We start from the raw sequence: 18706 nt of genomic DNA on the forward strand, positions 1-18706 counted from the left end.
GACCTCCACGGCCCTGCCGACAGGGCCGTGGATTGCTGCGCCCTGGAGAAAACAATAATGAATTCCAAACTGCGCTACGCCGTAACGCTGGCGGGGATGACGTGTGTCACACCCCTGCTGGCCGCCAGCTTTATCGAAGACAGCAAGGTACGCCTGGATATCCGCAATTTCTATTACAACGCAGACTTTCGCGACGGTACGGGTGTATCAAAGCGGGAAGAATGGGCTCAGGGATTTCTGCTCAACTATGAATCTGGATTTACCCAAGGAGATATCGGCGTTGGCCTGGATGCATTGGGCTATCTCGGCGTCCGTCTCGACTCCAGTGCAGATCGGACGGGAAGCGGGCTTCTGCCAACTACTGCATCGGGAGAGGCGGTTGAAGAGTACTCCAAGGGCGGTTTAGCAGCGAAAGTCAAAGTATCGAGGACTGAACTGCGCTACGGCATCGCGCTCCCCAAGGTACCGGTTTTGCAATTCAATGGTAGCCGGCTTTTCCCGCAGTCCTTCCAAGGGACGCAGATCAGTTCCAGCGAAATTGACGGGCTGACCGTCAACCTGGCCCAATTCAACCGCACAACCAGCCCCGACTCCACCGACCAACAACACATCATGCTGGCGGCAAAAAACGGCCGTTACTCAACCGCCGGCGTGGGTGATCACTTCCGGTACGCTGGCGCGAGCTACAAACCCGACCCAACACTGACGTTCAGTTACTACCACGGTGGCCTCGAGGACGTTTACGCGCAGCACTTTCTCGGCGCGACCCAGCGCCGAAAGCTTGGCCGTGGGTGGCTCGAGTTGGACCTGCGGGCTTTCTTCAGCCATGAAGCAGGCAATGCCAAGGCCGGTCGTGTTGACAACGAGGCTTACACCGCCCTGGTCAGTTACACACTCGACAATGGCCACAGCATGCTTGCCACCTATCAGCATATGGAAGGTGACACTGGCTTCCCCTACATCAATAACCCGTATTTGCCCAACTACGTTCAATACCACGACTTCGCAGAAGCAGGTGAGCGCAGTTGGCAGTTGCGCTACGGCTATGACTTCAGTCACCTGGGTGTGCACGGGCTGAGCTTTTATACCAGCTACATCCAGGGGGCACATCTGGACAAGCGAGGCGGCGGCGGCGAGTGGGAGCGGGACGTGGATGTGACCTACGAGATTCCACACTTCAAAGGCTTTTCGATTCGCTGGCGTAACGCCCTTTACCGAAGCGATATCAACCGTGGCATCGACGAGAACCGCTTGATCCTCAACTACTCGCTTGCATTCAAGTAAACAGCCCCTTTCTCTCCTGAAACGTTGCGAACAGAACGTTGCCGTTTTTCAGGCAACCGATTACGAGGAGCCCGTGATGTACATCAAAACGCTGGGGTTGATTGGTTTTGGCGAGGCCGGTGCGATACTCGCCCAAGATATCGCCCGCCAGGGTGTCCATGTGCAGGTATACGACAAGCTTCAGCAAGATGAAGCGTGTCGCGGCGCCCTGTTGACCAAGGCACAGGCGTGTGGCGTCAGGCTTTGTGCTTCGGCTATCGATGCCAGTGACGGCGCCGACCTGGTCATGTCTGCAGTGACCGCCGGTGCCGCCCTTGAGGTCGCCCTGCACCTCATGCCACAGCTCAGGTCCGGGCAAGTTTTCATGGATCTGAATTCTGTGGCGCCAGCAACAAAAAAAGCAGCGCACCAAGCCGCAACGCACCATGGTGTGGACTATGTCGATGCGGCAGTCATGGCACCGCTGCCGCCACAGCGCTTGAAAACCCCCATGCTACTGGGCGGCCCTCGGGCACTTGAACTCGAAACTGCGCTAAAGGGGCTCGGCTTGAAGGTTCAAACCGTAGCAAACACCATTGGTGTGGCGTCTTCCATCAAGATGTGCCGCAGCATAATGATCAAAGGGCTTGAAGCGTTGACAACAGAATGCATGGCCACTGCGCGGCAATATGGCGCCGAGGATTTCGTACTCGCTTCACTGCATGAAAGCTTTCCTGGCTCAGGCTGGGACGGAACACTTGCGCACTATCTCATCAGCCGGGTCGCCGAACATGGCTTCAGACGCGCAGAAGAGATGGAGGAAGTAGCGCGAACGGTATCTGACGTTGGCGTGGATGCGCATATGAGCTTGGCGACTGCCGCAACACAGCGCGCGTTTGCACAAGCAATCCGTAACGCAGGGCTTGTATATGCCGACCTTCTGCCTTTTGACTGGGCTCAGGTAGTCGATCAATTACAGGCCACGCCCACCAAGCGCCCGTAAAAAACAAAAAGCCCCCAAACCTTTCAGCTTGGGGGCTCTTCGTAGAATGTGGCGGTGAAGAAGGGATTTGAACCCTTGATACGATTTCTCGTATACACACTTTCCAGGCGTGCTCCTTCGACCACTCGGACACTTCACCGTTTTCTCTTCAAGCCATTCAGCCTGTCGAGGCGCGCTAATTTAGTAGAAGACCTTTTCTTTGGCAAGCATTTTTTCAGTTTTTTCATGCATTTAAGCCAAACCACCGAAAAGCCGAGGCTGCCAAGGCAAAGCCGCCAATCTCGCCAGCGCTTTTACCGCACCCGGCCGCCCTGCCCTGATTGCGCAAGGCATGAGGGCCAGTCGCTGACTGGCTGGTCAGCCTTGCTGCTTTACCTGGCCCGCGGCGCTGGGTAACGTCATCGCCACGCCACCTAAAGGACTCTGTCATGAGCGAGCTGATTACCTACCACGCCGAAGACGGCATCGCCACCCTGACCCTGAACAACGGCAAGGTCAACGCCATCTCGCCGGATGTCATCACTGCCTTCAACGCCGCCCTGGACCGCGCCAAGGAAGACCGCGCCGTGGTCATCATCACCGGCCAGCCGGGCATCCTGTCCGGCGGCTATGACCTTAAAGTGATGACCGCAGGCCCCAAGGAAGCCATCAGCCTGGTCACCGCCGGCTCCACCCTGGCCCGGCGCCTGCTCTCTCACCCGTTCCCGGTGATTGTCGCCTGCCCCGGCAACGCCGTGGCCAAGGGCGCCTTCCTGTTGTTGTCCGCCGACTACCGCATCGGCGTCGAGGGGCCTTACAAGATCTGCCTGAACGAAGTGCAGATCGGCATGACCATGCACCACGCCGGCATCGAGCTGGCCCGCGACCGCCTGAGCCGCGCAGCATTCCAGCGCTCGGTGAACAATGCCGAAATCTTCGACCCACATGGCGCGATGCAAGCGGGCTTCCTCGACAAGGTGGTGCCGGCCGAGCAGTTGCTCGACACCGCGCTGGCCGCTGCGCGTGAATTGAAGAAGCTGAACATGCTGGCGCACAAGAACACCAAGCTGAAGGTGCGCAAGGGCCTGCTCGATGCCCTGGATGAGGCAATCGCGCTGGACCAGAACCCGATCGGTTGACCCTGCAGGCCCTCTGGCCGGTACGCCGCCCGGAGGGCCATTACGGCGAACCCAAGGTTTGCCCAACCCAGTGCACAGCCGTACACTGCACCGCGACTGTCTGGTGTGAGTCGTACCATGCTTTACTGCCTTCGCATGCTCCTGCTGGCGCTGCACTTCCTGCTGGTCGGGGTTTTAGGCCTGCTGATCGGCCTGCTGCGCCCCTTCAACCGCGACAACAGCCGCATCTTCGCCCGCTTATACAGCCTGCCGGCCACCTGGCTGCTGCGCATCAAGGTCAAGGCCGAAGTCGGCCCGCTGTGGGACCAGCCACCCGGCTGCGTGATCATTGCCAACCACCAGTCCAACTTCGACCTGTTCATCCTCGGCCACGTGGTGCCCCGGCGCACGGTCGCCATCGGCAAGAAAAGCCTCGGCTGGATACCGCTGTTCGGGCAGTTGTTCTGGCTGGGCGGCAACGTACTGGTGGACCGCAAGAACGCTTACCAGGCCCGCAAGGCCATGCAGGTGACCACGCGCATCCTGCGTGACGACACCTCGATCTGGATTTTCCCGGAAGGCACGCGCAACCCCGAAGACCAATTGCTGGCGTTCAAGAAAGGCGCCTTCCACATGGCCCTCGAAGCGGGCGTGCCAATCGTGCCGGTGTGCGTAAGCCGCTATGCGCGGCGCCTGGGCCTGAACAGCTGGCGACGCCGCACAGTGATCGTGCGCTCACTGCCGCCGATCAACACTGAAGGGTTGACCCAGCAAGACATTCCAACGTTGATCGAGCAGTGCCGCAGGCAGATGCAGCAGTGCATCGACCACATGGAAGGCGAGTTGGCCAAACGCTAGGTTGCCCTCAAGGCCCATACAGCCCAAGCTGTAACCCGTGTGCAACCGGACAAGTGGATAACCATGGGTCGAGTCGTGGCATCGGCGGTGTACAGCGCCGGCAGAAAAGTCACCAACATCAGCATCGACGAGGGCAGCGAGTGGGCGCGCAAGCCCGGGCATTTCGTCTGGATCGGCCTGGAAGAGCCCAATGCCGAAGAACTGGCCAACCTGCAGTGCCAGTTCAACCTGCACGAACTGGCCATTGAAGACGCACTGGAGAAACACAGCCGGCCCAAGCTCGAAACCTTCGGCGACGCGCTGTTCATCGTCACCTATTCACCCGTGCGCCATGAGGGCAAGCTGGAGTTCATCGAAACCCACATCTTCGCCGGCAACGGCTACATCATTACCTGCCGCAATGGCCACTCCAAATCCTATGCCCTGGTGCGCCAACGCTGCGAGGCGCGCCCTTTGCTGTTGGAGCACGGCGAAGATTTCGTGCTTTACGCACTGCTGGACTTCGTTACCGAAAACTACCAACCGGTCAGCGAAGCCATCCATGGCGAGATCGAAGAGCTGGAGCAGAGCGTGCTCACCGGCTCGTTGCTCGAAGACGACATTCGCCGCCTGCACAGCCTGCGCCGTGACATCTTGCGCCTGCGCCGCTATGTGGCACCGATGGTGGAGATAAGCGAGGAGCTGCAGCGCCTGAGTTTCCCCTTCATCGACAAGAACATGCGCCCCTACTTTCGCGACGTGCAGATCCACGTGACGCGGCAAATGGAAGATTTGGTCGGGATCCGCGACATCGCCAGCCAGACCATCGAGATTGGCATGCTGCTGGAGTCACGGCGGCAAAGCATCGTGCAGCGCAAGTTCGCAGCGTGGGCGGCGATTCTGGCTTTCCCCACGGCGATTGCCGGGATCTACGGGATGAACTTCCAGAACATGCCGGAGCTTGGCTGGCATTACGGATATTTCGGGGTACTGGCGGTGATCGGGCTGGGATGCACCGGCCTGTTCGCCAGTTTCAAGCGCTCCGGCTGGCTTTAGCGTGTCGGGGCTGCTTTTGCAGCCCCTGTGGTTCAGGCAGCGCTGTCGCTGGCTTTGGCTGGCTGCTGGATGAAGCGCATCATCCACTCGCCGACCAGGTCGCCCTGGTGTTCAGTGGCAAGGCTCGCCACCGCCTTGTGGTAAACCTCGTCCCCAAGGTATTCCTGACGCGCATCGAGCAAGGCCCGCGAATAGTCGTGGACAAACTCCGGATGCCCCTGGAAGCACAGCACCTGATCGCGAATGTGATACGCCGCATTCGGGCAGAAATCACTCGACGCGATCACCGTGGCGCCTTCAGGCAGCTCGGTCACCTGGTCCTGGTGGCTGATCAGCAGGGTCAGCTCGGAAACCTCAGGGTCCATCCACGGCGCATGCGCCGCCAGCGAGTAGCGATGGATACCCACGCCCCACCCCTTGTCGGCCCGCTCGGCCTTGCCACCCAGCGTCAACGCCAGCAACTGATGGCCGAAGCACACACCCAGCAGCTTTTCGCCGCGCTGGTATAGCTTGAGCAAATACGCCTTGAGGGTCTGGATCCATGGATCGGCACCGAACGAGTCCGCCTTGCTGCCTGTCACAAGGTAGGCATCGAAACGTTCATCGTCGGCGGGGTAGTCGCCGTTCATCACGTTGTACACACGAAACTCGGCTGCGATCGGCTGCCGCGAGAAGAGCTGCTCGAACATCCTGCCGTAGCCCTGATACTGCGCGGTCAACTCCGGTCGCAGGACATCGGTCTCAAGGATGCAGATGCGTAACGACATAGGGATAGTCCTGAACGACATGAGTGGGAATCAGCTGTAGAGACTGCCGTGAAAGGCACGTACAAGCAAGTAGGCTGCACTGACGAACGGTCACATTTTGTCGGGTACACGCAGGGGGTGGCGCCACTGTCTAGCCAGAGCGTGCCAGATGGCTGGCTTTTTGCCTCATATCATCAAGCCACCGATTATCAGCTTTAATAGAACAAAGGGTTCTTAAACATGGATGACGTTCACCCTACTGTTGGTTGTATATCGATACAAAGAGGTAAGTGGTAAGGCGTGCAGGCACGCTGCGGTGATCGACCCGAAGTGCGACAGGGAAGCCAACGGGTATTCAGGAATAACAACAAGAAGGCGGTCCGCCATGTTCAGACAATCGAAACTTCGCCAAGCTGGGCTCATTTTATTCGCCACGACGTTGCTGTTGATCTTGCCGAACCTGACACGTTTGTTCGGATGACGATGGCAGTGGCCTCAAGGGGCAACGCACAGGTAACCTGCCGGCCATGACGGTCGGAGAATGCTCATGCGCCTAGGTTTTGCCCTGCTAGCCCTTCTTCTGAGCCTGCCCCTTTCGGCGGCCCAACTGCACCTGGAACTCGACGGCTCGTCGCGCACTCTGGACAGCGCCGATTTGCTGCGCATGCCGCAAGCACGCGAAATAAACATCGAGCAGGACGTGTCCTATAAACGGCCCATGCGTTACCGCGCGGTGCCCTTGGCCACGCTGTTACAAGGCATAAAGGCAGATGACCACCTGCAGGCCGTGGCGCTGGACGGTTTCGCTGCCGAAATGCCGGCTGCGCCGTTGCTGCAGGAGGGCCCGGCGCGCGCCTGGCTGGCCATCGAGGACCCCGCCGCACCGTGGCCGGCACTGGGCAACGGCAAGCCAAGCGCCGGGCCGTTCTACCTGGTGTGGACCGCCCCCCAGGCAAGCGGCATCCGCCCCGAGCAATGGCCGTTCCAGATTGCCACCATCCGCCGCCTGGCGGCGGTGGAACAACGCTTCCCGGCGCTGCTCCCTGACCCGAAGCTGCCGGCCGAAGGCCCGGTGCGCCAGGGCTTTGCCCTGTTCCAGCAGAACTGCCTGGCCTGTCACCGGCTCAACGGTGCGGGGGATGCCCAGTTCGGCCCGGACCTGAACATGCCGCACAACCCGACCGAGTATTTCCAGCCGGGGTTCCTGCGCCAGTACATTCGTGACCCGCAAAGCCTGAGGCAGTGGCCACAGGCGCGCATGCCGGGGTTTGCCGAAAGTGTTTTGAGTGAAGAAGAACTGGATGCCTTGCTGGCTTACCTGGGGCATATGGCCAAGCGTAGGCCTTGAAGGCCAATCGCCGGGTGGCCGGCGATTGGATCGGGCTGCAAGGCAACCCCAGGGGGGTTCAGGCTGTCGGCCGTTCCTGCTTGACGCCCCACCCCTCTACCTCGCCGCCATAGGGTGACACGACCTGCTCGAAGGCCTCTTCGAAGTCCCCGATACCACCATAGGTGGCATACATGATCTTGCTCAGTTCCAGGTGCCACACACCATCATCCCGTTCTCGCACCTGAGCATTGAGAGACTCACCGCGAAACTGCCCGGCCGCGCGTCGCGCGCCGGCTTCATCTGGAAATACCGCGTAGAACTCGATGGGGTGGATACGGGTGAAGTCGAAACCGCCAGCTTTCATCTGACGCAGGACATTGCTGCTGATATCGTCGTTCTGGCTGCTCATGAATCGTCCTCCTGAATAAAGCAATGGATAGACTTTCCGTGCACTACGCACCTGCCGGCATTGCCGTGCAGTTCGAGCTGATGCAAGACGCGAATTTACAGGTGCAGCCCCGCAGAACAGGCCAACACCTCCCACTAGCGTAGTGCCTTGCGCGGCACCACGCCAACCGTGCGGGTCAGGAAGATTCCTGGATACGGGTGATGACTACGCCGTTCTGCTCCTTGAGCCAACGTGCCGTGGGGGATAGGGCACGGTCCTGGAAGTCGTTGAGGTCCAGCTCATCCATGACCGGGAAAAGATGCGAACGAATGGCCTTGGCCGCCTCTTCCTCGCTGGGGCACAGTTCACCGTGCATCAGCAGCGTGGTTGGCTCGCCTTTCTGGTCGGCAAAGATGACTTCCCACTCTTTCATTGAATAGCCCTCTCAAGCAGAGAACACCGGGGGTGATGCCTGTTAATGCTTGACCGTGGGCCGGGCGATTTGTTCAGTCAGTTGCAGCCACTGGTGACCGCAGGCCGGCGCCATCTTGTGGGAGCCGGCTTGCCGGCGATGGGCCGCCAGGCGGCCCTGTTTGCAAGTTACTTCGGTGTACCGTGCACCACACCGGCCGTGTTGTCGAGCAGGCTCTTGGTCGCGGTCTGGATATACGCTTCAAGCTGCTTGAGCATTTGCGGCTGGTCGGGGCTTTCGATCAGCTCGGCCTTGAACTCGCTGCCCAGCTGGTAGCGGTACAGGCGCGGGGTCATGTCCTTGGACTCGATGAGGATGCGGTCACCCTGCACCAGGCCAACGATCTGCTCGCTGCCCGACGGCTTGATCATACCGATGCCCTGGTCGCCCTCAGGCAGGTTGAGCAGGTCGCGGCCCCAGCACTGGTGCCGTGCCTGGCCACCCAGGCGGCCCATGATGGTCGGCACGATGTCGACCTGGGTGCCCACGGTGTGGTTGAGCGCACCGAACTTCTCCTGGATGCCCGGCGCGATCAGCAGCAGCGGCACGTTGAAGCGGCCCAGGTCCAGTTCGGTGATCTGCTGGTGGTTGCCAAAACCATGGTCGCCAACGATGACGAACAGGGTGTCCTTGAAGTACGGCTCCTTGCGCGCCTTCTCGAAGAACTGGCCCAGCGCCCAGTCGGAGTAGCGCATGGCGGTCAGGTGCTCGTCCAGGCGGCCCTGGCCGGTGACCTTCTCGACCGGCAGGTCCTTGGGCAAGGCATACGGGGTGTGGTTGGACAGCGTCTGCAGCAGCGCGTAGATCGGCTTCTTGCCATCGTGCTTGGCCAGCTCCTCGTTGCCACGGTCGAACATGTCCTGGTCGGAAACGCCCCAGGTCGGGTCGGAGAACACCGGGTCGACGAAGTCGTTGCGGCCGATGAAGGTGGTCATGCCCTGGTTGCCGAAGAAACCGGACTGGTTGTCCCAGGCGAAATCACCGTTGTAGACGTACACATCGTCGTAGTCACGGGCGCTCAACAGCGCCGGCAGGCCCGACAGCTTGTGGCCGCCTTCCGGGGTCTGCATCAGGTATTCGAAGCCCGGCAGGTTCGGGAAGCAGGCCATGGTAGCGAACATGCCCTGGTGGGTATGGGTGCCGTTGGAGAAGAAGCGGTCGAACAACAGCCCCTCCTTGGCCAGCTTGTCGAAGTACGGGGTGATGTTGTTCGGGCTGCCCAGGGCGCCTACCGAATGGCCGGCGAAGCTCTCCATGAGGATCACCACGACGTTCTTGACCGGCAAGGTACCTTCGGCCGGCGGCACGAAGTCACGGCGCACGGCGGCCTCGTCGGCATCGACCAGCGTGTCGTAAGGGGTCAGGAGATGTTCACGCACGGTCTGCGTGGCCAGGTTCTGCTCCAGCACCGGCTTCCAGATGTTGGCACGGTCCTCGCCGAAACGGCTCTTGGCAGCGTCGATCAGCGTCAGGGTACCGTTGAGGCCCAGCTGGTTGACGAAGTTGGAATCAGTGGTGAAGGCATCGCCCCAGCGCATGGGCGGGCCCTGGCGCAGGGTGCCACGGGCGGCAACCACAGCCACCAGCAGGATCACCATGAACACGGCCAGGCGGTGATACCACGGCGCAACACTGCGCTGCACGGTAACGCCATTGCCACCTACACCACGGGTCAGGCGGTCGATGCCCTTGAACAGCAGGCTCAGCAGCCAGGTGCCGAACAGCCAGGCCAGCAGGTAGCGGACCACCGGGAAGCCGTACCAGAGCATGCTCATCACGGTCTTCGGGTCTTCCTTGATGTACTGGAAGACCAGGCCGTTGAGGCGCTGGTGGAACTCGCGGTAGAAGTCCAGCTCCATCAGGCCGAGGAACATCACCACGCTCGCGGTGATGGTCAGCCAGAAGCGGAACAGGCCACGCCGGGCCATGGCCCATGGGCTCAGCGTTGCCAGCAGCAACGGGATGCTCAGGTACACCACCACGCGCAGGTCGAAGCGCAAACCGTTGAACAAGCCTTCGGCAACGGTGGAATAAGGGGTGTCGCCGATCATGTCACTGTTGTAGACCAGCAGCGCGAGGCGCACCAGGCTGAGCATCAGCATGATCACCAGGGCACTGAGCAGCGTATAGGCCAAGTGCGATTTCAAGGTCGGCGAGAAGGCTCGCGCGCCCTGTTGCTTCAAGGCATCCGTGTTAGCCATGAATGGGAAGGTCCTAGGATTGCGTGTTTGCGGGATGGCGCCGGCGCTAGACCAACGCAGCATTGTGCGGGTGCGGATTCTGTTTAAACCAATGTGAAAATTTTGTCACGGGGCTGTTGCTGGTTTTGTCTGCGCCAGCAAAATGCCCCTATCCAAGCCGCACATTGCCCCTGGGACCGGCAATGGCCCAGATCACCAGGCCGATCACCGGCAGCAGGGCGATCAGCAGTATCCACAGCACCTTGACCCCCACCTCCCGGCCACTCTTGATCACATTGAGGATTGCCCAGATATCCAGCGCCAGAATGATCAGGCCAACCAGCCCGTTGAACGTCGAACCCATGGCAAAACCCCCGTTGACAGTCAGTGTGGCTGAGCATAATCAGCTATCAGGTCGATAGAAGGGAATCCTTGGCCTGCCCTGCTGGTCACTGGGTAGACTGCAAGCATTCACAGATCCGAGGTTCGCATGCCCCCAGCCCAGACTCAAACCCCCGCCTCGCCCTCGTTGTTGAGTGCCTGGCGCCAGCAGGCAGTCAATACCCCGTGGCTCAGCGCGGGGCTGGGCGTGAGCTTGCTGGCGGTCATCGTGCTGCTGGCGGCGAGTTTCTGGAACGCCGTCAACGGCGAGCATGCCGACAGCCTGCACCTGGCGCTGCTCGGTGGCCTGTCCGGCTTCGGCGCCACGGCCTTGGGCGCAGTACTGGCCGTGGTGCTGCGCGATGTCAGTGCCCGCAGCCAGGATGTGATGCTGGGCTTTGCGGCCGGCATGATGCTGGCCGCCAGTTCGTTTTCATTGATATTGCCCGGCCTTGAGGCTGCCCGCGAAATTACCGGCAACGGCCCGGCCGCCGCTTTTACCGTGGTGCTGGGCATGGGCCTGGGTGTGCTGCTGATGCTCGGGCTCGACCGCTTCACCCCGCACGAACACGAAAGCACCGGCCCCTGCGGCCCTGAGGCCGAGCGCATCAGCCGGGTATGGCTGTTCGTGCTGGCGATCACCCTGCACAACCTGCCAGAGGGCATGGCTATTGGCGTGAGCTTTGCCAATGGCGACATGAATGTCGGCCTGCCGCTGACCAGCGCCATCGCCATTCAGGACATCCCCGAGGGCCTGGCCGTGGCGCTGGCCTTGCGCGCAACCGGGTTGTCCAACTTCAAGGCCGCGCTGGTGGCGATTGGCTCGGGCCTGATGGAGCCGTTGGGCGCGGTGATCGGGCTGGGGATTTCCACTGGTTTCGCCCTCGCCTACCCCATCAGCATGGGGCTGGCGGCGGGGGCGATGCTGTTCGTGGTGTCCCACGAGGTGATACCCGAAACCCACCGCAATGGGCACCAGACGGCAGCGACGCTGGGGGTGATGGGCGGGTTTGCGGTGATGATGTTTCTGGATACTGCGCTGGGTTGAAACGACTTACCGACGCCGCTCTTGTAGGAGCGGCCTCGTGTCGCGAAGGGGCTGCGCAGCAGACCCAACAATTTGTGTTGCGCTGCTGAATCTTGGGGCCGCTTTGCGGCCCATTCGCGACACAAGGCCGCTCCTACAGGCGATTCAGCTGTGAACGGCCACCTTGAGCGCCTCTAAGGCCGGCTCTACCTTGATACCCAGTTCAGCACCCAGCTCCAGCACACGCGCCAGGTCGTTTTTGCCAACCATCACCACCTGCAACTCATCATCGAGCAACTGGCTGAAGTTGAGCAGCACATAACCACCGGCCTCTTTGTTCAGCGCGGCCATCTGCACCTGGATGCGGTTGAGCGCCGTCAACGGCTCGGTACGCGCCAGCTGCTTGGGCTTGAGGGTGAACGGCACGCTCTTGTCGAACGAATCGCTGATGTGCTGGAACAACTCCTGATAGCTGTCGGCCTGGAACACCACGGTGTCCGGCAGGCTGCCAAGCACCACCCACTCGCCCAGCGGGATCGGGAAGCTGTCGTCGTAGTTGATGTCCGGGTTGGCGGCGAGGAAGGCGGCGGGGTCGGCGTAGGCCTGCGCGGCCTCGTCGGCGATGCGCTCGATGTCTTCATCGCGCATGCAGCCGGCGCCGATGAGGCTGATGAATTCGAGCAACTGGTTTTTCATGAAGGGGGCCTGCGACGGGTGAAAAGTCGCCAAGGATAGCCGCAAATGCCCCCAGGCAGTTAGCCGGCCAGCGCCTGCAGGCGCGCTGCGGTATCGGCTGCGCCCATGGTGTGCGCCGCCATCAGCGCGGTGGCGCCGCGCGCATCCTGGTGTGCCGGGTCGGCGCCTTGGGCCAGCAGGTAGTCGAGAATCTCTACACGGTTGAACATCGCCGCCAGCATCAGTGCAGTACGCCCGTCCTGCGCAGCAGCGTCGACCGGCACGCCGTTTTCCAGCAACAGCCGGATCATCGCCAGGTCACCCTTGAACGCCGCACCCGCGATCGGAAGCTGGCCGTTGTCGTTGGCAACCAGCGGGTCAGCACCCTGGCTCAGCAATACGCGGACCGCATCATGGTGGCCGTGGTAGCTGGCCAGCATCAGCAGCGTGTCGCCTTTGTGGTTGCGCAGATTGGCTGGCAAGCCACTGGCCAAAAGACGCTCGAGCATCTTGGCATCCCCCTGGCGGGCGCACTCGAAGACCTGCTCGGCAAATGCCGCGGTCTCATCATCGGTCATGGCGGCGGGTGCTTGTTGTTCAGACATCTGGAACCTCCTGGCAGAAAAGATTGCCCAAGTGTTTGTCAGGCAAGCCCGGCAGGTCAAAGGTTCAGAATCTATAGCGCCGATAGCCACCGGCCGGCTCGTGCAAAATGCACTGTGCAAAATGCACGACCATGCAGCCTGCACGGCACCACCCTCCCCGAAGCAACCTCAAGGCCTTGAAATTAAAGGATTTTTATCAGAATCAAGTTTTGGCACGTTCACTGCACCTATCAACTCACGTCTGCCCACCAAATCAGTCAGGAGTTGATATGGACCTCATTCAGGAAAAGTTCGTCTCGGTGTTCTCGGCCTACCAGGTCACCACCCAGCCTCGCCCCGATGGCGGCATCCTGCTGACGCTGCGTGCCACCGATGGCAGGGTTACCCGCCGTGTGCTGACCTACGGGCAACTGCACAGCGCCGAACAGCTGTCCTGGGCGATCAGCGCCATTCGCCGCGACCTGGCCGAGCAAGCCAGTGAACTGCCGGTGATCTCGATGCTGCAGAGCCAGCAACGATTCGCGCTGCCGACCTACCGTTGAGTTTTGTCTGCACCGGCCGCTTCGCGGGTAAACCTGCGCCCACAGGTACTGCATTGCCCTTAGGGATGGCGGGGTACCTGTAGGCTCAGGCTTGCCCGCGAGGGGCCGGAGCGGACACTAGAACTCGTCGATCCCAGCGTACGCACGCGCCGTATCGTCCCCGGTAAAGCGCGGCTGCATACCCTGCTCACTGGCATAGAGTCGCAGCGCCAGGCAGAACGGGTTGTCCCCCAGCTCCACCCAGCGCCGGCACCCTGCCGGGATCACCAGCTGGTCGCCTTTTTCACACACCAGCGCATACACATAGTCACCCAGGCGAAGCCCGACCTGGGCGCGACCTGTGACCACGGCAAACACTTCATCAACGTCATGCACATGCTCATCACGCAGGTCGACTTGTGCCGGGTCGGCACCGTCGCGGTTGAGCACACTGAACGCTGCGCAGCCTTGGGCAGTCATCAACCGGTCAAGGTGTTCGCGGCAGGCGCTCATGACCTCATCCTGGCTGCTGCCTGGCCGTATGCGCAGCGCCAGCGCAGCGTGGTCAAAACGCACGCCCTGCTCTGCCAGCGTTGCGGCGATGTCGTCGTGGTGGGTCAGTACCTTGTTCGGCAAGGCCGGGCTGGACGGGTGGAATACACAGAGGATGCTCATCAGCGGCAGGTCCTGGTCGATTTCAAACGAGTGGCAATGATAACGGCTGCCGCGAGCGCTGCGGCGCTGGCCATACCAAAGGTGAAGGTGGGGCCCAGCAGCTTCCAGCTGTAGCCCGAATACAACGCCCCCAGCGCACCGCCGGTGCCCGACAGCGCCGCATACAATGCCTGGCCCTGGCCTTGCTGACGGGCGCCGAAACTGGCCTGGACGAACGCGATGGAGGCAGCATGGAAGCAGCCGAACGTGGCGGCGTGCAGCACCTGGGCGAAGATCAGCACGCCCGGCTCGCCCGCCAGGTTGCCCAGCAGCAGCCAGCGCAGGGCGGCCAGCAGGAAGCTGGCCAGCAGCACCTGCTGCACGCTGAAGCGCGTGAAGATGCGGCTCATGGCCATGAAGATCAGCACTTCGGCCACCACCCCCAGCGCCCACAGCAGGCCGATGGCGCCGCGGCTGTAGCCCAGGTGCTCCAGGTGCAACGTGAGGAAGGTGTAGTAAGGCCCGTGGCTGAGCTGCATCAAGGCCACGCACAGGTAGAAGGCAACCACCCCGGGCGCCCGCAACTGGCGCAGGAAGCCGCCCGCGTCGCGCCGCTCGCCCTGCTCCACCGGCTGGGCATTGGGCACCCACAGGCTGGCCGCGACGATGCTCGCCATGATGGTCACCAGGGCGACCGGGTAGATATCCAGGCTCAGCCATTCGAACAACCGCCCAAGGCCGACCACGGTGAGGATGAAACCGATCGAGCCCCACAGGCGCACCTGGCTGTAGCGCGCCGTCTGCCCGTGCAGGTGGGCCAGGGTGATGACCTCGAACTGCGGCAGTACCGCATGCCAGAAGAACGCGTGCAGGGCCATTACCAGCGCCAGCCAGGCGTAGCTCTTGCCGAAGAAGATCAGCGAAAAGGTGGCCAGGGTACACAGCGCGCCGAGGCGCACGATCAGCAGCCGCTGGCCGCTGCGGTCACCCAGCCAGCCCCACAGGTTGGGGGCGATGCAGCGCATCAGCATGGGGATGGCTACCAGCTCGCCAATACGCGCCGGGGGGAAGCCGAGGTGGTCGAAGTAAAGGGCCAGGAACGGGGCTGTCGAACCCAGCAGAGCGAAGTAGAAAAGGTAGAAGCTGGACAGTCGCCAGTAGGGGATTGGGTTCATCAGGGCTCAGCCAGAATGGGGTATTGCCAGTACCGGCCCTATCGCCGGCAAGCCGGCTCCTACACTGCACCTGTGGAGCCGGTTCAAGCCGGCGCCCATGCTGCCCGTGTGGGAGCCGGCTTGCCGGCGATAGGGCCGGTACAGACGAATCAGAGCTGGCCCAGAACCGGCGTTGCGACCTTCACCTCGGCATTCTGCGCCCGGTGACGCAACAGGTGATCCATCAGCACGATGGCCATCATCGCTTCGGCGATCGGCGTGGCGCGAATGCCAACGCACGGGTCGTGACGGCCCTTGGTGATGACGTCGACCGGGTTGCCGTCCACGTCGATGGAGCGGCCCGGCACGGTGATGCTGGAGGTCGGCTTGAGCGCCAGGTGGGCGACGATCGGCTGGCCAGAGCTGATACCGCCCAGGATCCCGCCCGCGTTATTGCTGAGGAAGCCTTCGGGGGTCAGCTCGTCGCGGTGCTCGGTGCCGCGCTGGGCGATGCTGGCGAAGCCGGCACCGATTTCAACACCCTTGACCGCGTTGATGCTCATCAGCGCATGGGCCAGTTCCGCGTCCAGGCGGTCGAAGATCGGCTCGCCCAGGCCCGGCATCACGCCCTCGGCCACCACGGTGATCTTCGCCCCGACCGAGTCCTGGTCGCGGCGCAGCTGGTCCATGTAGGCCTCAAGCTCCGGCACCTTGGCCGGGTCGGGGCTGAAGAAGGCGTTGTCCTGCACCGAATCCCAGGTCTTGAAGGGGATTTCGATCGGCCCCAGCTGGCTCATGTAGCCGCGCACCTGGATGCCCTGGGTGGCCAGGTACTTCTTGGCGATGGCGCCGGCCGCCACGCGCATGGCGGTTTCGCGGGCCGAGCTGCGGCCACCGCCGCGGTAGTCGCGGATGCCGTACTTGTGGTGGTAGGTGTAGTCGGCGTGGGCCGGGCGGAACAGGTCCTTGATCGCCGAGTAGTCCTTGGACTTCTGGTCGGTGTTGCGGATCAGCAGGCCGATCGAGCAGCCGGTGGTACGGCCTTCGAACACACCGGAGAGGATTTCCACCTCGTCCGGTTCCTGGCGCTGAGTGGTGTGCCGGCTGGTGCCGGGCTTGCGCCGGTCGAGGTCGTGTTGCAGGTCGGCGAGGGAGATTTCCAGGCCCGGAGGGCAGCCATCGACAATGGCGACCAACGCCGGGCCATGGCTTTCGCCAGCGGTGGTGACAGTGAACAGCTTGCCGTAGGTATTGCCGGACATGGACGCTCCGCGAGTCTGCCTGAAGTGAACGAGGGGAGCAGTATACGGAAAATTTCACAAGGAATGCTTGCCCGCTCCGGGGGGCTGCAGAACCTTCCCATGAACATTGGGTCAAACGCTCATCTCCCCATGTAGTACCGCCTGATGCCGCGCTTCGTCGCTTTCTTCCTCCTGCTGTGCACCGGCCTTGCCCAGGCAGCCTCACCCACCGTCCTGCAACGCCCTATCGACCTGGACACCGGCCAGGGTGTGCTGCATGGCAGCCTGCTGTTGCCGCAACAGGCCACCCCGCCCCCTGTGGTGTTGATCATCGCCGGCTCCGGCCCTACCGACCGCGATGGCAACAACCCGGCCTCGGGGCGTATCGACAACCTCAAACGCCTGGCGCTGCTGCTGGCCAATGAGCGCATTGCCAGCGTGCGCTACGACAAGCGCGGCGTGGCCGCCAGCCTGCCGGCCACACCCGATGAGCGCGACCTCAGTGTCGAGCGCTACGTCGCCGACGTGGTGGCCTGGAGCCGCAAGCTCAAGGCCGACCCGCGCTTCGGCCCGCTGATACTGGTCGGCCACAGCGAAGGGGCACTGATTGCCAGCCTGGCCGCCGAGCAGGCCGGCGCCAGCGCCGTCATCACCCTCGCCGGCAGCGGCCGGCCCATCGCCGATGTGCTGCGCGAACAACTGGCGCAACGCATGCCGCCCGCGCAACTGGCCCGCAGCAGCGCCCTGCTCGACCGCCTGCAGGCCGGGCAGACCAGCCTGGATGTCCCCGCCCCTCTGCGCCAGGTATTCCGCCCCAGCGTGCAGCCCTACCTGATCTCACTGTTCCGTCAGGACCCGGCCAAGGCCTTCGCCCGCCTGCCGATGCCTGCGCTGATCATCCAGGGCCGCAACGACGTGCAGGTGGATGTGGCCGATGCCCAGCGCCTGAAGGCGGCCAAACCCGATGCCCAACTGGTACTGATCGACGGCATGAACCACATGCTGCGCATCAGCCCCAAGGCCATGAGCGAGCAGCGCGACAGCTACCTGAACCCTGAACTGCCGCTGGCCCGTGAGCTGGGTGAGCGGGTGGTGACGTTCATTCATCAATTGCCCTCAGCCTGAGGAGATCGCCGCACAATGGCCTCAGGTCCTGGGCGATACGGCCGATAAGCTCGGTATTGGCTTGTATGTGAGAACGCCCTGATGACCGACGCCCCCGCCGCCGTAGAGCCGGCCGAAGAGCCGCAAGCCCCGGACAGCCCAGCGCTGCCCTGGGCTGACCTGGCAGTAGAACACTTTCAGTTGCTGCGCCTGGCGCCGCTGCCCACCGACCGCAACAGCGGCGCGCGGCCGCTGCGTTTCGTCGAGTTCGGCCATGCCGAGCGCCACGACAAGGCGCACAGCCTGCTGCGCATGGAAATCCGCCTGCCCGGGCAGAAGGTGCGCAAAGAGCAGAACCAGTTGGATGTGCGGGTTGACCACCTTGAGCGGCGGGTGAGCATCGGCAGCGACAGCGGCCTGCAGCTGGAGCCACTGAACCGCGGCCTGGGGCGTTTCATGCTGGCCCAGGCCGTGCAGTGGCTGCAGCGCAAATGGTCGCACTACCACATCGAAGGCATGGCGCTGCCAAACAAGGATGCCCTGAACGAAGACACGCGCCTGCGCCGCGACCGCTTCCTGAGCGCGACCGGCATCGAGGTGGAGTACGCCGACGGGCAGCACCTCAAAGGCCGCACGGTCGAAGCCACGGTGGGCCAGCTCAAGGGCGGCTGGAACAGTGAGAAGGTGCAGCGGGTGGCCATGCTCGAGGCGGCCGGGATGCTGCAGCAGGCCGAGCAGAACCTTCTGGAGAAGGAGGCGCAACTGCGCGAGCGCGATGAGCGGGTGGCCAAGTACCAGCGCGAGGACAGCGGGCTGCGCTTTACCATTACCTGCCTGGTGGCGTTTGCGGTGTTCCAGGCTGGGTTGTTGATCTGGATTGCCACCCGCTAGAGCAAGTGGGCGCATGCCATGGGTGCTACAGCGGCTTTGAGACCGTGCAACGCAAGGCATGCCCCACCCCATCAAGCCCCG

At 62.4% G+C, this 18706-nt stretch carries 20 protein-coding genes and 1 tRNA gene; 10 read left to right on the top strand and 11 right to left on the bottom strand.

The annotated features are described in order from the left end of the window. The first annotated feature begins 57 nt into the window (after positions 1-57). Both NGJ21_RS05440 and NGJ21_RS05445 read left to right on the top strand, forming a co-directional pair. Entirely contained in the window at positions 58-1284 is a 1227-nt protein-coding gene (locus NGJ21_RS05440) for an OprD family porin (protein WP_251961918.1), read from the top strand. Positions 1285-1360: 76 nt separating this feature from the next. Continuing rightward, positions 1361-2266, top strand: coding sequence for a DUF1932 domain-containing protein (locus NGJ21_RS05445; protein WP_115272884.1), 906 nt, complete (start codon positions 1361-1363; stop codon positions 2264-2266). A 49-nt stretch (positions 2267-2315) separates the two neighbouring features. Here NGJ21_RS05445 and NGJ21_RS05450 read toward each other — a convergent pair. Continuing rightward, a tRNA-Ser gene (locus NGJ21_RS05450) sits at positions 2316-2405 on the bottom strand. A gap of 289 nt (positions 2406-2694) precedes the next feature. On the opposite strand from NGJ21_RS05450, the gene NGJ21_RS05455 reads away from it, so the two are divergent. From NGJ21_RS05455 to NGJ21_RS05465, 3 genes are all read left to right on the top strand, one after another. After that, on the top strand, positions 2695-3384 hold the full coding sequence (locus NGJ21_RS05455; protein WP_046786608.1) for a crotonase/enoyl-CoA hydratase family protein: 690 nt from the start codon (positions 2695-2697) through the stop codon (positions 3382-3384). 117 nt (positions 3385-3501) lie between these two features. After that, positions 3502-4221 carry a lysophospholipid acyltransferase family protein gene (locus NGJ21_RS05460; protein WP_251961919.1) on the top strand — a complete coding sequence of 240 codons (720 nt, stop codon included), beginning with the start codon at positions 3502-3504 and terminating at the stop codon, positions 4219-4221. Positions 4222-4284: 63 nt separating this feature from the next. Continuing rightward, positions 4285-5256, top strand: coding sequence for a magnesium and cobalt transport protein CorA (locus NGJ21_RS05465; RefSeq protein WP_012313364.1), 972 nt, complete (start codon positions 4285-4287; stop codon positions 5254-5256). 32 nt (positions 5257-5288) lie between these two features. Here the strand turns inward: NGJ21_RS05465 and NGJ21_RS05470 are convergent, their stop codons facing one another. Next, positions 5289-6023, bottom strand: a complete 735-nt coding sequence (locus NGJ21_RS05470) for an amidotransferase (protein ID WP_251961920.1) — start codon at positions 6021-6023, stop codon at positions 5289-5291. A 526-nt stretch (positions 6024-6549) separates the two neighbouring features. Here NGJ21_RS05470 and NGJ21_RS05475 point away from each other — a divergent pair. Continuing rightward, positions 6550-7350 carry a c-type cytochrome gene (locus NGJ21_RS05475; RefSeq protein WP_115275442.1) on the top strand — a complete coding sequence of 267 codons (801 nt, stop codon included), beginning with the start codon at positions 6550-6552 and terminating at the stop codon, positions 7348-7350. Between the two features lie 58 nt (positions 7351-7408). On the opposite strand, the gene NGJ21_RS05480 is transcribed toward NGJ21_RS05475, so the two are convergent. The 4 genes from NGJ21_RS05480 to NGJ21_RS05495 all read right to left on the bottom strand — a co-directional run bounded on the left by NGJ21_RS05480 (position 7409) and on the right by NGJ21_RS05495 (position 10736). Beyond that, positions 7409-7741, bottom strand: coding sequence for a ribonuclease E inhibitor RraB (locus NGJ21_RS05480; RefSeq protein ID WP_115272886.1), 333 nt, complete (start codon positions 7739-7741; stop codon positions 7409-7411). A gap of 175 nt (positions 7742-7916) precedes the next feature. Then, complete coding sequence (locus NGJ21_RS05485; RefSeq protein ID WP_115272887.1) at positions 7917-8153, bottom strand: hypothetical protein; 237 nt, start codon at positions 8151-8153, stop codon at positions 7917-7919. 167 nt (positions 8154-8320) lie between these two features. Continuing rightward, the gene (locus tag NGJ21_RS05490) at positions 8321-10393 is read right to left on the bottom strand and encodes an LTA synthase family protein (RefSeq protein ID WP_237861048.1); all 2073 of its coding nucleotides are present in this window, start codon (positions 10391-10393) and stop codon (positions 8321-8323) included. Between the two features lie 148 nt (positions 10394-10541). Next, the gene (locus NGJ21_RS05495; RefSeq protein WP_039604611.1) at positions 10542-10736 is read right to left on the bottom strand and encodes a PLDc N-terminal domain-containing protein; all 195 of its coding nucleotides are present in this window, start codon (positions 10734-10736) and stop codon (positions 10542-10544) included. 126 nt (positions 10737-10862) lie between these two features. Here NGJ21_RS05495 and NGJ21_RS05500 point away from each other — a divergent pair, with 126 nt between their 5' ends. Continuing rightward, positions 10863-11801, top strand: coding sequence for a ZIP family metal transporter (locus tag NGJ21_RS05500; protein ID WP_119688487.1), 939 nt, complete (start codon positions 10863-10865; stop codon positions 11799-11801). Positions 11802-11945: 144 nt separating this feature from the next. Here the strand turns inward: NGJ21_RS05500 and NGJ21_RS05505 are convergent, their stop codons facing one another. Further along, positions 11946-12476 (bottom strand): hypothetical protein, encoded by a 531-nt coding sequence (locus tag NGJ21_RS05505; RefSeq protein WP_115272889.1) that lies wholly within the window; start codon positions 12474-12476, stop codon positions 11946-11948. A gap of 59 nt (positions 12477-12535) precedes the next feature. Further along, entirely contained in the window at positions 12536-13060 is a 525-nt protein-coding gene (locus NGJ21_RS05510) for an ankyrin repeat domain-containing protein (protein ID WP_196997674.1), read from the bottom strand. A 269-nt stretch (positions 13061-13329) separates the two neighbouring features. Here NGJ21_RS05510 and NGJ21_RS05515 point away from each other — a divergent pair, with 269 nt between their 5' ends. Beyond that, positions 13330-13602, top strand: a complete 273-nt coding sequence (locus NGJ21_RS05515) for a DUF3509 domain-containing protein (protein ID WP_012313353.1) — start codon at positions 13330-13332, stop codon at positions 13600-13602. Between the two features lie 117 nt (positions 13603-13719). Here the strand turns inward: NGJ21_RS05515 and NGJ21_RS05520 are convergent, their stop codons facing one another. The 3 genes from NGJ21_RS05520 to aroC all read right to left on the bottom strand — a co-directional run bounded on the left by NGJ21_RS05520 (position 13720) and on the right by aroC (position 16651). Continuing rightward, positions 13720-14256, bottom strand: coding sequence for an oxidase (locus NGJ21_RS05520; protein ID WP_251961921.1), 537 nt, complete (start codon positions 14254-14256; stop codon positions 13720-13722). Next, positions 14256-15410, bottom strand: a complete 1155-nt coding sequence (locus NGJ21_RS05525; RefSeq protein ID WP_502943489.1) for an MFS transporter — start codon at positions 15408-15410, stop codon at positions 14256-14258. The genes NGJ21_RS05520 and NGJ21_RS05525 overlap by 1 nt, the downstream gene beginning before the upstream one ends. Before the next feature lie 149 nt (positions 15411-15559). Beyond that, a complete protein-coding gene (gene aroC / locus NGJ21_RS05530; protein WP_046786616.1) occupies positions 15560-16651 on the bottom strand; it encodes a chorismate synthase in 1092 nt (363 codons plus the stop codon). A gap of 141 nt (positions 16652-16792) precedes the next feature. Between aroC and NGJ21_RS05535 the strand changes: the two genes are divergently transcribed. Together NGJ21_RS05535 and NGJ21_RS05540 are read left to right on the top strand one after the other, a co-directional pair. Next, on the top strand, positions 16793-17755 hold the full coding sequence (locus tag NGJ21_RS05535) for an alpha/beta hydrolase (RefSeq protein ID WP_115272895.1): 963 nt from the start codon (positions 16793-16795) through the stop codon (positions 17753-17755). 81 nt (positions 17756-17836) lie between these two features. Next, positions 17837-18625, top strand: a complete 789-nt coding sequence (locus NGJ21_RS05540; RefSeq protein ID WP_125924360.1) for a hypothetical protein — start codon at positions 17837-17839, stop codon at positions 18623-18625. Positions 18626-18706 lie beyond the last annotated feature (81 nt).

This window comes from Pseudomonas sp. Marseille-Q5299, assembly GCF_943737035.1.
Classification (GTDB): Bacteria; Pseudomonadota; Gammaproteobacteria; order Pseudomonadales; family Pseudomonadaceae; genus Aquipseudomonas; species Aquipseudomonas putida_E.

What these genes read in the sequence shown, in the direction of transcription:
- NGJ21_RS05440 (WP_251961918.1), top strand. Translation starts at nt 58, where the DNA reads ATGAATTCCAAACTGCGCTACGCCGTAACGCTGGCGGGGATGACGTGT.
- NGJ21_RS05445 (WP_115272884.1), top strand. Translation starts at nt 1,361, where the DNA reads ATGTACATCAAAACGCTGGGGTTGATTGGTTTTGGCGAGGCCGGTGCG.
- NGJ21_RS05455 (WP_046786608.1), top strand. Translation starts at nt 2,695, where the DNA reads ATGAGCGAGCTGATTACCTACCACGCCGAAGACGGCATCGCCACCCTG.
- NGJ21_RS05460 (WP_251961919.1), top strand. Translation starts at nt 3,502, where the DNA reads ATGCTTTACTGCCTTCGCATGCTCCTGCTGGCGCTGCACTTCCTGCTG.
- NGJ21_RS05465 (WP_012313364.1), top strand. Translation starts at nt 4,285, where the DNA reads ATGGGTCGAGTCGTGGCATCGGCGGTGTACAGCGCCGGCAGAAAAGTC.
- NGJ21_RS05470 (WP_251961920.1), bottom strand. Translation starts at nt 6,023, where the DNA reads ATGTCGTTACGCATCTGCATCCTTGAGACCGATGTCCTGCGACCGGAG.
- NGJ21_RS05475 (WP_115275442.1), top strand. Translation starts at nt 6,550, where the DNA reads ATGCGCCTAGGTTTTGCCCTGCTAGCCCTTCTTCTGAGCCTGCCCCTT.
- NGJ21_RS05480 (WP_115272886.1), bottom strand. Translation starts at nt 7,741, where the DNA reads ATGAGCAGCCAGAACGACGATATCAGCAGCAATGTCCTGCGTCAGATG.
- NGJ21_RS05485 (WP_115272887.1), bottom strand. Translation starts at nt 8,153, where the DNA reads ATGAAAGAGTGGGAAGTCATCTTTGCCGACCAGAAAGGCGAGCCAACC.
- NGJ21_RS05490 (WP_237861048.1), bottom strand. Translation starts at nt 10,393, where the DNA reads ATGGCTAACACGGATGCCTTGAAGCAACAGGGCGCGCGAGCCTTCTCG.
- NGJ21_RS05495 (WP_039604611.1), bottom strand. Translation starts at nt 10,736, where the DNA reads ATGGGTTCGACGTTCAACGGGCTGGTTGGCCTGATCATTCTGGCGCTG.
- NGJ21_RS05500 (WP_119688487.1), top strand. Translation starts at nt 10,863, where the DNA reads ATGCCCCCAGCCCAGACTCAAACCCCCGCCTCGCCCTCGTTGTTGAGT.
- NGJ21_RS05505 (WP_115272889.1), bottom strand. Translation starts at nt 12,476, where the DNA reads ATGAAAAACCAGTTGCTCGAATTCATCAGCCTCATCGGCGCCGGCTGC.
- NGJ21_RS05510 (WP_196997674.1), bottom strand. Translation starts at nt 13,060, where the DNA reads ATGTCTGAACAACAAGCACCCGCCGCCATGACCGATGATGAGACCGCG.
- NGJ21_RS05515 (WP_012313353.1), top strand. Translation starts at nt 13,330, where the DNA reads ATGGACCTCATTCAGGAAAAGTTCGTCTCGGTGTTCTCGGCCTACCAG.
- NGJ21_RS05520 (WP_251961921.1), bottom strand. Translation starts at nt 14,256, where the DNA reads ATGAGCATCCTCTGTGTATTCCACCCGTCCAGCCCGGCCTTGCCGAAC.
- NGJ21_RS05525 (WP_502943489.1), bottom strand. Translation starts at nt 15,410, where the DNA reads ATGAACCCAATCCCCTACTGGCGACTGTCCAGCTTCTACCTTTTCTAC.
- aroC (WP_046786616.1), bottom strand. Translation starts at nt 16,651, where the DNA reads ATGTCCGGCAATACCTACGGCAAGCTGTTCACTGTCACCACCGCTGGC.
- NGJ21_RS05540 (WP_125924360.1), top strand. Translation starts at nt 17,837, where the DNA reads ATGACCGACGCCCCCGCCGCCGTAGAGCCGGCCGAAGAGCCGCAAGCC.